Origin of the sequence: Streptomyces polyrhachis, from assembly GCF_042663125.1 — a bacterium.
In the GTDB taxonomy this organism is placed as follows: domain Bacteria; phylum Actinomycetota; class Actinomycetes; order Streptomycetales; family Streptomycetaceae; genus Streptomyces; species Streptomyces polyrhachii.
Genome location: NZ_JBHSZO010000002.1, coordinates 128192 through 141423 on the forward strand (window position 1 = coordinate 128192; position 13232 = coordinate 141423).

Below are 13232 nucleotides of genomic sequence, written 5' to 3' on the forward strand. Positions count from 1 at the left end.
GCGCGGGACCGGAGCCTTTCGGAACGGCTAAGGAACTACCAGGGGGAACAGGGGCTCAGCGCCCTACCAGTGCGGCTGGATGCGATGAGTTCAGCAGGACCACTGCCTGGCCCCCCTGGGTCGAGTAGCTTCCCGGCACCGTGTACTCGCTTCGGCCGGAGGCATCGAACCGGTAGGAGTCCCATCGGGTGCGGTCACGCCCGCGTGAGACCGCGGTGGGTAGACGGAGCAAGGTCCCGTGCGGCCGGTCCGAGCCCGCGCGGGCAGCAGGGTCGGGTATGACCGCGCTGCGCTGCTGCCCTTCCCGATCGGGATGAAGGTTCACCCGCCGTAGCGCGATACCCACCAGGTCCTGACTGCGGCCCAGCCGCAGCGACCATACGGGGCGGCGAAGTCTGCGCTCCCACCGCTCGACTTCCTCCACCAGCCATACCGTCAACGTCGTGTCGGTGAGGAATTCCCGGTTGCGGGGGGTGGGGGACGCCTTCTTCCCGGAGGGGTCCAGCGGGTGGTAGGTCTCGTAGTCCACCCCTTGGCCCCGTGCGTGGAAGGCCATCGCGAAGCGCGCCCCTCTCTCCACCTGCTCCCAGCCGCCAGCCGCCGCGGCCAGCATGCCGCCGACAGTGGCAGGCGGTGGGCAGGGCAGAGCGACCTGAACGCCGGCGTAAAGGGGATTGCGGAAAGAGGCGATGGGAGCGGTAAGGGTCACTTCCAACGCGGGGATGACGGGGGCGAAGCCCGCAGCGGCGATATCCGGAGTTGCGGGGGCAGGGACAACCGGGGTTTCGGTCATGCCGCGGGGTCCTCGAACCACTCGTCGCGTTCACCGCGCTGCAACTGCTCGGCAAGCTGGGCCAACAGCACCCGGGGATGATCCATGATGACCTTTTCGGACTCGATCAGGTCTTTCAGGTCCCTGCGGACTTTTTCGCGCTGGTCGCCGAGGAACCCGGGGGCCCAGCCCAGCAGCAGCGGACCGTCCAGCTCGTCAGCCCACGCCCCGAGCTCCTCGCGCAGCACCTCGGGCAGGAAAACCGTCTTGCCGTCTCGGGCGGCGATGACCCGGGTGAAGGGGTTGACTCCGCCCTTCATCGGTGCGAGCAGCACCAGCGAGGGGGTGCGGTCCCCGTAGTGCAGGGCCTGCTTCGCGCCGCCCCGCACAGCGGCGAGCGTACGCAGCAGGAGCGCCACCCGTCGGCGCCGCTCCTCGATCGGCAGACGAAGAGCGGCGGTGCCACGCAGAGTGGTGGGTTGCGCGCCGGCGGCCGTCGCCTGCTCGGCGACGGCTGGGGCAAAGGCCACCCGCAGGCCGCTGCCGTCGGTCTCGAACACCCCGGCTCTGGGCAGGTCCAGCAGGATGTCTCCGGCCAGTGTCGCGCTGTAGAGCTCGTGGGAGTGCAGGACCGGGTGCTCGCCGACGGGGAAGTCCCGGCTCATCGTGCCGAAGTCCAGGGTCGGACGCTGAGGGACCACCGCGACCAGCGTGCCGGTGGCCAGGACGGTGTCCCGCTGGTAGTTCTCCTTCTTCACCGCGACCATGTATCCGAAGAGGTCATCGTCCAGGTGCAGGTCGGGGCGGCCTGCGGTGTACGCCTGCTGCTTGGCTCCGCTGCCGGAGCGGGTGACTGCTGAGCGGGACTCCTCAGGCGGCAGCGAATCACGCAGCCACCGCCGGAATGCCTGTGCGGAGACATAGGGGAAGGTCTCCCGCCCCACCTTGAGCTGCTTGACCCTGCCGGTGTTGTCGGTGCCCTCCCCGTTGTTGGGGGCGCCCGCGACCACATCCAGAACGATCTTTCCGACCAGGAAACTCACTGCTCTTCCTCCGTGTCTTCGAGGTACTTCTTGTCGAGGGTGCTGAGCTCCTCGTCGATCTCGTTCTTGTTCTCATCTGCCGCGCTCTTGGCAGTCCAGCCGAGTCGGGACAGTTCCTCCAAGACCCCGATCAGCAACAAATCACGGTGATACCAGGCCGCGTTGTCGCTGTCGGGATCGAAGAGCAGTGCGAAGGCGCGCTCGCTCACCATCGGGCCGGTGACGCCCGGGGGTGACTCGACCGCCCACTGGACCGCACGCCCGGTCAGCCAGATACGCAACAGCCTGGATGAAGTGTTCAGGTAGGAGCGAAGCTGCCGCAGCTTCCCGCCGGTCTCCTCCACCGCCAGCAAGGTAGCGATCCGGCGTGCGGTCTCCCTGATCTCGGACAGGTCCTTTTCGTTCATCAGCATCACCTTGGCGACGAAGGAATAGAGCACAGCCGCCAAGTCGGCGATCTGCTCACGATCGGGTTCCGCAGCCGACGTCAGCCGGATCAATCGCTGTCTGCCGGTGGAGATGATCCGCTGCGGCGACCGGAAGGCATTGCGTCCCAGGGCGACCACCCCTGGGGTTCCATGGAAGGCGTGGGCGCGCAACAACGCGGTGAACTTGCGCCGCATCCCGCCATCGCGGGAAGTGTGTCGCAGCCACTCGGCCAGTGGCTGCTCCAGGCTGTGGATCTCAAGAGACTGGCCGCGGTTGTTGTTGTTGAAGACCATCAGCTCCACCCCGGCGCTCAGGCGCTCCCCGTAGCGGCGCAGGGCATTCAGTGCGAGGGTCTCGCGCGCCTCGGTCTGGCGCAGTCCTGGGCTGCCGATCATCGCGATCTGACAGTTGTACGCGGCCTGCCGGTTGATCGCCCGGCTCAGGAAGCGGTCATCCCAGCTGTGCAGGGCGATGGACGAACCGCCGGTCAACTGGCAGCCGTACGGGAGCGCGTGGAACGAGGCCCGGCAGGGGCGGCACAACGCCATCCCGGCATGCCCACGAGGCGTGGTGTTGCGGTAGGCGTCACTCTCGGCCAGTGCGATGTCGAGTTTTCCGTAGAAACCGACCGCTGTACGGTTGCACAGGACGCAGGAGACGCCCTCTGGCCATGAAGCCGGATCGGGCAACGTGTGCCATGCCTGCACGGCGTTGCGCACGGTGTCATCGCTCTTTTTGCCGTTTCCGGGGTGATTCATAGGGGCGTTGGGGAAGAAGGAGAAACTGGCCTTGAGCCAGAAACCCTGCGTCCCCTTGCTGTCGCGGACCAGCGCGGCCTGGATGGCGTGTCGCGTGACCTGGGCCATCGCGGCCTCGAAGGCATCGGGAAGCAGGTCCTCAGGACCAGTGCCGCGGTCGGCATCTGCCAGTGCGGTGAGTGCGAACGCCCCCACCCGTTGCAGCGGATGCGAGGTGAGGCGCAACTGGGACTGTTCCGACAGGTATGTTTCAGGGGTACTCATAGGCTGATCCAGCCGAAGCCGGTTGAGTTGCCCTGACCGAGTCCCCAATCGGCCAGGGCAGTCAGGGTGCGGGGATCGCCCGATACCGTCACCTCGACGCGCGCCCCGGGCTTCTTCCCGCCGGGCCCGTTCGAGGCGCTCACCGCGAAAGAACGCTTCGGCCCGACCCAGGTGACCTGCTCCAGCGACACCTCGCGGTCGAGACCCAGGGTGTCCGCCTTGCGACGAAGGTTGTTCTCCACGTAGGAGTCCCACTCGGGTTCCCCTGGAAGGCGCCAGGACTGCCGGGTTGTGCGCTTACCGGTCGCATCGAGCCCGGAACCCTTCATGATCACGGGTGTGCTCGTGCGGAACACCGCGTATCCCGAACTGAAGGGGCGGTCCTCGACGATCTCCACTCCGTCGACCAGAAAAGCAGTCGCACCCCACGCCAGTACCGGAGTCGCAGCGAGCGCGGTTCCCAGTGCCTCGACGACTTCGGGCAGTGGGCTGCCGAACTCCACGACTCCGGGGCCGCCTGCCGCGTACACGCCTGATCGCCGACGAGCGGAGGGGAACGCGGGTGCGGAGTACCCCATGGGCACCATCCCGTAGGGGCCGAACCCCTTCGCGTGCAACTGGGAGCCCAGTTCGGGCGCTGACCGTTTGAGCAGGTCATACAGCACGGCCCGCCCCGGAGCCTGGACTTGATCCCACGGCAGCTTCGGAGCCGCAGTGTGAAATTTCGCGCGTAGCCGCATCCCGCCCCAATTCCCCTTTAGCAACCGATCTGCGCCCATCGAGACGCGATCTCCCCAGGCTCGCTGTCAGTGCCTCCTGCAACGCTGGTGTCTAGGAGGACACGCCATCCAGGCGAGCGCTTCTTGGGATAGTAGGACTGATGCTGACGGGGTGTCAAGCTCTCGCGCTTACAACAAGTACGATCCAATGGAATGCGCAACTCCATCTGGAACAAGTGCTCTTGGAGGGGGCGGGCGAGAGTTGATCCAGTACCGCCCGTACCCGGTCGGCGGTCGTCCTACCGCGGCTGGCCAGGCCGTAGGCGTGATCTTGCCGCCTCCTACGTTGAAGATCGGGACGTCTTGTAGGCTGGAGACTTATCGCCCCGTCAGGGAGTGCAACTCGTCGGCATCGGGTTGCAGGGCAAGGGGTCGCAACTACTTTTTGCTGGCGCGCGAGCATCTTCGGACTCGCCTTCATCGCCCCGGTGCGGGGTACTCGGGCTCCGGCCCGGCCTGACACCTGATCGCGCCACTGTCGCAACCTGGAGATCGGCCGCCTCCGCCAGATGGCCACTCTATGATCATTTTCTCGATTTGATCTTGACATCCGGCCTCGGACGCCGGTGGCAGACTGAGGTCCATGACGGATCGGGTACCGGCTGGCGCTAGCGTGGTGGGCGCCAGCTGCGGCGCCCGTGCTGGTTTCGGAGGTGGAGGAGCAGTAAAAGTGCAGGTCGGAGCCATATCTTGAGGATTCTGCACACCTCCGACTGGCACCTGGGGCGGTCCTTCCACCGGGTGGGGCTGCTGGACGCCCAGCGCGCCTTCCTCGACCACCTGGTGTCCACCGTGCGTGAGCGCGAGGTGGACGCCGTCCTCGTCGCCGGGGATGTCTTCGACCGCGCGGTGCCGCCGCTGGCCGCTGTCGAGGTGTACGACGATGTGCTGCACCGGCTCGCGGAGCTGGGGGTGCCGGCCGTGATGATCTCCGGCAACCACGACTCCGCCCGCCGGCTCGGGGTCGGTGCGGGGCTCATGGGCCGCGCCGGCATCCATCTGCGTACGGACCCGGCCGGCTGCGCCGAGCCGGTGCTGCTGGCGGACGCCCACGGTCCGGTGGCCTGCTACGGGCTGCCCTATCTCGAACCGGCCCTGGTACGCGCCGAGTTCGGTGTCGAGCGCGCCGGGCACCCCGAGGTGCTGGGCGCCGCCATGGACCGCGTCCGCGCCGACCTCGCGGGCCGTCCCGACGGGACGCGCGCCGTCGTCCTCGCCCACGCCTTCGTCACCGGCGCCGCGCCCAGCGACAGCGAGCGCGACCTCACCGTCGGCGGCGTCGACTCCGTCCCCGCCGCCGTCTTCGACGGCGTGCACTACGCGGCGCTCGGCCATCTCCACGGCAGCCAGACGATCAGTGAGCGGGTGCGCTACAGCGGCTCCCCGCTGGCGTACTCCTTCTCCGAGGCCGCGCACCGCAAGTCGATGTGGCTCGTCGACCTCGACGCCGACGGCGACGTCACCGCCGAGCGCATCGCGTGCCCCGTGCCGCGTCCGCTGACGCGGCTGCGCGGCCGTATCGAGGACCTCCTCACCGACGAGGCCCACGAGGAGGCCGCCGGGCACTGGGTCGAGGCGGTCCTCACCGACCCCGCCCGGCCGCACGAGCCCATGGCCCGCCTCACCGCCCGCTTCCCGCATCTCGTCAGCCTGGTCTTCGCCCCGGACCGGGAGCCCGACGACCCGCTGCCGTCCTACGCCCAGCGGCTGCGCGGGCGCAGCGACCAGCAGATCGCGGAGGACTTCGTCGGCCACGTCCGCCCCGGTACGACGGCCTCGGACGCCGAGCGCGCGCTGATCGGGGACGCCTTCGACGCCGTACGGGCCGAGGCCGCCCGGGGGGAGGGCGCGCGATGAGGCTGCACCGGCTGGCCGTGACCGCCTTCGGCCCCTTCGCCGGCCGCGAGGAGATCGACTTCGACGCCCTGGCCGGCGCCGGGATCTTCCTGCTGCACGGGCCGACCGGCGCCGGGAAGACCTCCGTCCTGGACGCCGTCTGCTACGCCCTCTACAACGGCGTCCCCGGCGCCCGCCAGGGCGGCCCCCTGCGCAGCGACCACGCGCCGGCGGACACGCCGACGGAGGTGGAGCTGGAGTTCACCGTCGGCGGGCGGCGGCTGCGGGTCACCCGGCGACCGGCCCAGCAGCGGCCGAAGAAGCGCGGGACGGGCACCACGGAGGACAAGGCGGTCAGCCTGCTCGCCGAGTGGGGTGAGAGCGGGGAGTGGAAGGCGCTCAGCCGCTCGCACCAGGAGATCGGCGAGGAGGTCGGGCAGCTGCTGGGGATGACCCGCGAGCAGTTCTGCCAGGTGGTGCTGCTCCCGCAGGGCGACTTCGCCCGTTTCCTGCGCGCGGACGCCGAGGCCCGCGCCCGCCTTCTCGGCCGCCTCTTCGACACCCGGCGCTTCGCCGAGGTCGAGGAGCGCCTCGCGCGGCTGCGCCGGGAGGCCGGTGAGGCGGTCGCGGCCGGCGACGAGCGGCTGATCTCCCTGGCCCACCGCATGGCCCAGGCGGCGGGCGGCCTTGCGGACGTGGCGCTGCCGGAGGTGGCCGCCGGGGAGCCGGGCCTGACGGCGGCCGTCCTGGCTTACGCGGCACTGGCCCGCTCCACCGCCCGCGAGCTGCGCGAGGCCGCCGCCCTCGCCGCCCGTACCGCCGACCGCGCCCACGTACACGCCGAGGCGCAGCTCGCCGAGGTCCGCGAACTGGCCCGGCTGCAGCAGGAGTACGCCGCCGCGCGCCGGCGCCGCGAGCAGGCGCGCGCCCTGCGCCCCGAGTACGAGCGGGTGCGCGCCGACCTGGACCGGGCCCGCGCCGCCGACGCGGTCGTGCCCGCGCTGGAGCTGCGCCAGGCCGCCGACGGGGAGCACCGCGCCGCCGCGTACGCCGACAGCCGCACCCGCGCCCAACTGCCGCCCACGGCGGGGCAGGAGAGCGCCGAACGGCTCGCCGCCCGGGAGCGGGAGGTCCGCGAGGCCCTGGGCTCGCTCACCGCCGCCCGCGGCGCGGAGACCCGCCGATCAGCCCTGGACGGTGAACTGGCCGCACTGCAACGGGAGTCGGACGCCGCCCAGGGGGAGCTGGCGGAGGCGGCCCAGTGGCTGGAGGGCTGGGAGGCGCGCCGCGCGGTGCTCCAGCAGCGCGCGGACAGCGCCCAGGCCGCCGCCATGCGCGCCGAGCAGCTCACCGCCCGCCTGGAGGGCGCCGAGCGCACACTGCGGGCGGCCCGGCGCCGCGACAGCCTGACCGGCGAGGAGGCCGCCGCCCACTCGGCCCTGCTGCTGGCCCGCGAGGCGGCCGCCGCCGCCCGGGAGCGCTGGCTGGACCGCAAGGAGCGCCGACTGCTGGGCGTGGCCGCCGAGTTGGCCGCCGCGCTGCGGCCGGGAGCGCCGTGCCCGGTCTGCGGCTCCGCCGAGCACCCCGCACCCGCCGCTCTCGCCGGCGACCACGTCGACCGCGACACGGAGGACCGGGCGCTGGCCGACCACCGCGCCGCCGAGGCCCGCCGGGAGGAGGCCGGGCAGCGACTGCGCTCCGTACGCGAGGCGCTGGCGGCAGCCGTCGCGGAGGCCGCGCAGGCGCCCGCGGCGGAGCTGGAGGCCGAGCGCGCGACGCTGGACGAGCAACTTACCGCCGCCCGCGGCGAGGCGGCCGGCGCGCTCGCCGCCCGTGCGGCCCTGGAGGCGGCCGAGGCGCAGTACGAGCGCCGCCTCGCCCAGCGCCAGGACGGCGAACGCCGCGCCGCCGCCCGTACCTCACGGCGCGAAGCCCTCCAGGCCGAGCGCGCGACGCTGGACGCCCAGCTCGCCGCCGCTCGCGGCGAGGCCCCCACGGTCGCCGCCCGCGCCACCCAACTGACCTACCAGTGCCGCCTGCTGGAAGACGCGGCCGCCGCCGCCCGCGAGGCGGAGCTGACGGCGCTGCGGCTCAAGGAGGCCGACGCACGGCTGGCCGACGCCGCCTTCCGCGCCGGCTTCGACACCCCCGCCGCGGCCGTCGAAGCCGTACGGGACCGCGCCGCCCAGGCGCGGCTGCAGCACCGCCTGGACGCCTGGCAGCGCGAGGAGGCGGCCGACGAAGACACCCTCGCCGACCACGCCACCGCCCGGGCGGCCGAGCAGCCCCCCGCCGACCTCGCCGCCGGGGGCGCCGCCCTGGACGCGGCCACCAAGCGGCTGCGCCCGCGCGCCGCCGCCGCCGCGCAGGCCCGCGCGCGGACCTCGGAGCTGGACCGGCTGTCGCGGGAGGCGGCCGCCGAGGTACGGCGCATCGCCCCCCTGCGCGCACGCTACGAGCAGATCGCCCGCCTGGCGTTCCTCGCGGCGGGCACCTCCGCGGACAACGAGCGCAAGATGCGCCTGGAGTCCTACGTCCTGGCCGCCCGCCTGGAGCAGGTCGCCGCCGTCGCCTCGGTGCGGCTGCGGCGGATGTCGGCGGGCCGCTTCACCCTCGTGCACTCCGACGACCGCGCCGGGCGCGGCCGTTGGGGCCTGGGCCTGCGCGTGGTCGACGCCTGGACGGGCAGCGAGCGCGAGGCGTCCACCCTCTCCGGCGGCGAGAGCTTCTTCGCCTCCCTGGCCCTGGCGCTGGGCCTGGCGGACGTGGTGACCCAGGAGGCGGGCGGTGTACGCCTGGACACCCTCTTCATCGACGAGGGCTTCGGCAGCCTCGACGAGGAGAGCCTGGAGGAGGTCCTGGACGTCCTGGACTCCCTGCGCGAAAGCGACCGCGCGGTGGGCATCGTCAGCCACGTCCCCGACCTGCGCCGCCGCATCCCCACCCAACTCCACGTCGCCAAAACCCCGTCGGGCTCCACGGTGCGCCACCGCACGGCGGGGGAGTGAGGGGCCCCTTCAGTCCGTCGAGCCCGCCGAGTCCGTCGAGTCCGCCGAGTCGGACCGGCGCCGCGACGCGTAGGACCGCGACTTGTTGCGGTTGCCGCACACCCGCATCGAGCACCAGCGGCGGCTGCGGTTCTTCGACACGTCCCAGAACGCCCACCCGCAGGTGTGCTCCGCGCAGCGCTTGAGCCGGGCGGCGTCGCCGGTCGTGACCAGCTCGCTCCACGCGATCGCCAGCAGGACCAGCGCACGGCGCTGCGCGGGCAGCCCCGCCGGTGGGGTCAGGGCGCCGCGCGCGGTGATCACCGCCGGGTGCTCGGCCAGCACCCGGTCGGCCGCGGCGAGCAGGTCCGGGTCGGGGGTGTCGCCGACGTGGGCGCCCAACTCCTCGCGGATTCCCGCCCGTAGCGCCAGATAGCTCGCATGGAGGCCAGCGGGAAGGCCGCCGTCCCCGGTGGGCAGGCCGTGGCTCCTCAGCCAGTCGGCGAGGGCGGCGGGGGTGGCGATCTCGTCGCTTCCCTCCTCCACGTCGACGGTGTTGGCGAAGGCCTCCACCAGAACGGCGGAGGCCGGTGGCTCCAGCATGGCGGACCACCTCCTGTGGACTGCCGCCATCCTACCGGCTAAGCGTTTTACCGGTTGCGCGATGGCAGCGCCGTACGGCACAGTGACCTCACCGGCTAAACAGTTAGACGGTTAGGGGAGGATCATGGCCACTGCGGCACCCGATCGGACGGCGGACGTCGGCAATGTCCCGGCACAGCGGACCGGACCCCCGGACCCCCGCCGCCGTAACGCCACGGTCCTGGTCGCCTTCACCGCCGCGACCAACCTCGCCGACGGCGTGGTGAAGACGATCCTCCCGCTGATCGCCGCCCAACTCACCGCATCCCCCATCCAGGTCACCGCCGTATCGCTGGCCTTCACGCTGCCCTGGCTGCTCTTCGCGCTGCACCTCGGCGTGCTCGTCGACCGCTTCGACCGGCGGCGGCTGCTCTGGGGGGCCAACGGGCTGCGGCTGGCGGCGATGGGCTGGCTCACCGCCTCCGCCGCGAGCGGCGGCATCACCATCGGCGGGCTCCTCACCGCCGGGGCGGTCCTGGGCATCGCCGACGTACTGGCCTCGACCTCCGCCTCCGCCCTGGTCCCGGCCGCGGTGCCGGCGGAGCGGCGGGAGCGGGCCAACGCCTGGATGGTGGGGGCCGAGACCGTGGGGCAGGAGTTCGCCGGACCCTTCGTCGGCGGGCTGCTGCTGGCCGCCGGGACGAGCCTCGCACTGGGGGCCACGGGCGTTTCGTACGCCCTCGCCGCGCTCTTGCTGATCCTGCTGGCAGGCCGCTTCCGAGCCGCCCGGCCCGGCCCGCACCAGGCCCCCGCACCGGCTCCCGCATCGGCCCCCGTCTCGGTCAACGGCCGGATCGCCGAGGGGATACGCCTGCTGTGGCGCGACCGGATGCTGCGCACCCTGTCGCTGATCGTGGTCGTGCTCGCCGCCGTCTGGGGCGCCTGGCTGGCGCTCATCCCGCTCTACGCCGCGCGGTCCGTGGGCCTGGGACCCGGGCAGTACGGCATCGTGCTCAGCGCCCTGGGTGTCGGCGGCCTGGCCGGCACCCTGGTCGTGACCCGGGTCAACCGGCTGCTGGGGGTGCGCTGGGCGATGTTCGCCGACCTCGTCGGCACCACCGCGATGGTGGCGCTGCCCGCCCTGACCACCAGCGTCTGGGCCGTGGCGGCCGGCGCCTTCCTCGGCGGTATGGGCGGCACGCTCTGGACGGTCAACATCCGCACGATCGCCCAGCGGACGATCCCCGACGAGATGCTCGGCCGCTACAACGCGGCGGCCCGGCTCTTCAGCTTCGGCGCCATGCCGCTGGGCGTCGCGCTGGGGGGAGCGCTGGCCGAACTGGCCGGTATCCGCCTCGCCTTCGGACTGTTCGCGGTGGCCACCGCGGCAACGGCGGCGCCGTTCCTCAGGAACGTCACCCGCAGCGCCCTGCGGTCCCGGCCGGAGCACGCCTGAACGGCTCCGACCGGGACCACCACCCCCGTCGGCCCCGGGTACGCCCCGGGCTCTGCGTACCCCCGCCGGCTCAGATCGCCGACAGTTCCGCCACCAGGTCGTCCAGCCCCAGCGAGCCCTGCGACAGCGCCGCCATGTGCCACGCCTTCGCGTCGAAGGACGCGCCGTGGCGGGCGCGGGCCGCCTCGCGGCCCTGCAGCCAGGCGCGTTCGCCGAGCTTGTAGCCGATGGCCTGGCCCGGCATCGACAGGTAGCGCGTCAGCTCGCTCTCCACGAAGTCCGCGGTCAGACCGCTGTGCATGGCGAAGAACTCCTGCGCCAGCTCCGGCGTCCACCGCTCACCGGGGTGGAAGGAGGAGTCCGCCGGGATCTCCAGCTCCAGGTGCATGCCGATGTCCACGATCACCCGCACCGCGCGCAGCATCTGCGCGTCCAGGTAGCCCAGCCGCTGCTCGGCGTCCTTCAGGAAGCCCAGCTCGTCCATCAGCCGCTCCGCGTACAGCGCCCAGCCCTCCGCGTTGGCGCTGACCCCGCCGACGGTCGCCTGGTAGCGCGAGAGCTGGTCGGCGACGTGCGCCCACTGCGCGATCTGCAGGTGGTGGCCCGGAACACCCTCGTGGTACCAGGTCGAGACCAGGTCGTAGACGGGGAAGCGGGTACGGCCCATGGTCGGCAGCCAGGTGCGCCCGGGGCGGGAGAAGTCCTCCGAGGGGCCCGTGTAGTACGGGGCCGCCGCGCCGCCGGGCGGGGCGATGCGCGACTCGACGCGCTTGACGCGCTCGGCCAGCTCGAAGTGCGTGCCGTCCAGCGCCTCGACGGCCTCGTCCATCAGGCCCTGCAGCCAGGTACGGACCTCCTCGACGCCCTCGACGGCGGTGCCGTGCTCGGCCAGGTGCTTGAGCGCCACCCACGGCGTCCGCGCCCCGGGCAGCACCTTCTCCGCCTCGGCGCGCATCTCCGCGAGCAGCCGGTGGTACTCCGCCCAGCCGTAGGCGTACGCCTCGTCCAGGTCCAGGTCGGCGCCGGTGAAGTAGCGCACCCAGCGGGCGTAGCGCTCGGCTCCGACCGGGTCGGGGGCGCCCTGGATCGCCGGGGCGTAGACCTCGGCCATCCAGTCGCGCAGCGCCGCGACCGCCCCGTTCGCGGCGGCCGCCGCCTCGTCCAGCTCCGTGCGCAGCGACTCGGGGCCCGCGGCGGCGAACTCCGCGAACCAGCCCGCCCCTTGGGACCACTCCGCCAGCTGGCCGATGAACGTCTCCGTGGGCCGCGGGCCCGCGTACAGGCCCTGCTCCAGTCCCAGCGCGAGGGAGGCGCGGTAGCCCTCCAGCGCCGCCGGGACCGCCCGCAGCCGCGCCGCGACAGCCGTCCAGTCCTCGTCCGTCTCCGTGGGGGTGAGGGTGAAGACCTCGCGGACGCTGTGCACGGGGGAGTGGATGTTGCTGACGGCGCGCAGCGACTCGCGGGCCTCGTGCACGGCGAGTTCGGCGCTCAGCCGCTCGCGCAGCAGCCGCCCGCAGCGGCGCTCCGCGTCACTCTCGGCGCCCGGCTGCTTCTCGGCCTCGTCGAGGCGGGCCAGCGTGCGGCGCGCGAGGTCGGCGAGGGCCTCCTGGCCGGCGGGGGAGAAGTCGGGCAGCAGCGCCGAGGACGCGGCGACGCCCAGGTACGTACCGGTGATCGGGTCGAGGGCGATCAGGTCGTCGACGTAGGCGTCGGCGACCTGGCGGGGGAGGGGGGCGTTCAGAGTGTCGGACATGGCTGCCATCCTCGTACACGCCACCGGCAATCGTCACCCGGGTTCCGTACGGCAGTTGCCGCCCCCTGTGCGAAGGTGTCAGCCCGCGTCCGCGGGCAGCAGCGGGCCGCAGTCCCACTGCTGGAAGATCAGCCGGGTCTCCACCCGCGCCACCTCCTTGTGCGAGGTGAACTCGTCCAGCACCAGCCGCTGAAGGTCCGCCGGATCGGCCACCGCCACGTGCACCAGGTAGTCGTCGGGACCGGTGAGGTGGAACAGCGCCCGCGACTCCGGCAGGGAGCGCACCCGCTCCACGAACGGGCCGATCAACTCCCGCCGGTGCGGCCGCACCTGCACCATCAGCAGCGCCTGCAGCCCCCGGCCCAGCTTCGCCGGATCCAACTGGAGGCGGTGCCCCACGATCACCCCGGCCCGGCGCAGCCGCGCCACCCGGTCCAGACAGGTCGACGGGGCGACGCCGGCCGCCGCGGCGAGGTCGCGGTTGGTGGTCCGGGCGTCGTTCTGCAGCACCCGCAGAATCTCCAGGTCGACCGAATCCAAAGGTACGAAATCCGACATCCGGCGAACGTATCA

At 72.4% G+C, this 13232-nt stretch carries 10 protein-coding genes; 3 read left to right on the forward strand and 7 right to left on the reverse strand.

Annotated elements, in window-relative coordinates; genetic code table 11:
- Nucleotides 1-55 precede the first annotated feature (55 nt).
- Genes cas5 through ACFQLX_RS01705 form a run of 4 tightly spaced genes read right to left on the reverse strand, consistent with a single transcriptional unit; the run spans nucleotide 56 to nucleotide 3769 of the window.
- Nucleotides 56-793: a CRISPR-associated protein Cas5 gene (gene cas5, locus ACFQLX_RS01690; protein WP_386410952.1), complete on the reverse strand. Its 738-nt coding sequence runs from the start codon at nucleotides 791-793 to the stop codon at nucleotides 56-58.
- Complete coding sequence (gene cas7i / locus ACFQLX_RS01695) at nucleotides 790-1815, reverse strand: type I-B CRISPR-associated protein Cas7/Cst2/DevR (protein ID WP_386410955.1); 1026 nt, start codon at nucleotides 1813-1815, stop codon at nucleotides 790-792. The genes cas5 and cas7i overlap by 4 nt, the downstream gene beginning before the upstream one ends.
- Complete coding sequence (locus ACFQLX_RS01700) at nucleotides 1812-3266, reverse strand: hypothetical protein (RefSeq protein ID WP_386410958.1); 1455 nt, start codon at nucleotides 3264-3266, stop codon at nucleotides 1812-1814. The genes cas7i and ACFQLX_RS01700 overlap by 4 nt, the downstream gene beginning before the upstream one ends.
- Entirely contained in the window at nucleotides 3263-3769 is a 507-nt protein-coding gene (locus ACFQLX_RS01705) for a CRISPR-associated endoribonuclease Cas6 (protein WP_386410960.1), read from the reverse strand. The genes ACFQLX_RS01700 and ACFQLX_RS01705 overlap by 4 nt, the downstream gene beginning before the upstream one ends.
- A 966-nt stretch (nucleotides 3770-4735) precedes the next feature.
- On the opposite strand from ACFQLX_RS01705, the gene ACFQLX_RS01710 reads away from it, so the two are divergent.
- Nucleotides 4736-5902: an exonuclease SbcCD subunit D gene (locus ACFQLX_RS01710; protein ID WP_386410963.1), complete on the forward strand. Its 1167-nt coding sequence runs from the start codon at nucleotides 4736-4738 to the stop codon at nucleotides 5900-5902.
- The gene (locus tag ACFQLX_RS01715) at nucleotides 5899-8889 is read left to right on the forward strand and encodes an AAA family ATPase (protein WP_386410966.1); all 2991 of its coding nucleotides are present in this window, start codon (nucleotides 5899-5901) and stop codon (nucleotides 8887-8889) included. The genes ACFQLX_RS01710 and ACFQLX_RS01715 overlap by 4 nt, the downstream gene beginning before the upstream one ends.
- Before the next feature lie 9 nt (nucleotides 8890-8898).
- On the opposite strand, the gene ACFQLX_RS01720 is transcribed toward ACFQLX_RS01715, so the two are convergent.
- Entirely contained in the window at nucleotides 8899-9471 is a 573-nt protein-coding gene (locus tag ACFQLX_RS01720) for a CGNR zinc finger domain-containing protein (protein ID WP_386410969.1), read from the reverse strand.
- 124 nt (nucleotides 9472-9595) lie between these two features.
- Here ACFQLX_RS01720 and ACFQLX_RS01725 point away from each other — a divergent pair, with 124 nt between their 5' ends.
- Nucleotides 9596-10906 carry an MFS transporter gene (locus tag ACFQLX_RS01725; protein WP_386410971.1) on the forward strand — a complete coding sequence of 437 codons (1311 nt, stop codon included), beginning with the start codon at nucleotides 9596-9598 and terminating at the stop codon, nucleotides 10904-10906.
- Nucleotides 10907-10976: 70 nt separating this feature from the next.
- Here the strand turns inward: ACFQLX_RS01725 and ACFQLX_RS01730 are convergent, their stop codons facing one another.
- On the reverse strand, nucleotides 10977-12659 hold the full coding sequence (locus ACFQLX_RS01730) for a DUF885 domain-containing protein (RefSeq protein ID WP_386410974.1): 1683 nt from the start codon (nucleotides 12657-12659) through the stop codon (nucleotides 10977-10979).
- A gap of 78 nt (nucleotides 12660-12737) precedes the next feature.
- On the reverse strand, nucleotides 12738-13217 hold the full coding sequence (locus ACFQLX_RS01735; RefSeq protein WP_386410977.1) for an Lrp/AsnC family transcriptional regulator: 480 nt from the start codon (nucleotides 13215-13217) through the stop codon (nucleotides 12738-12740).
- Nucleotides 13218-13232 lie beyond the last annotated feature (15 nt).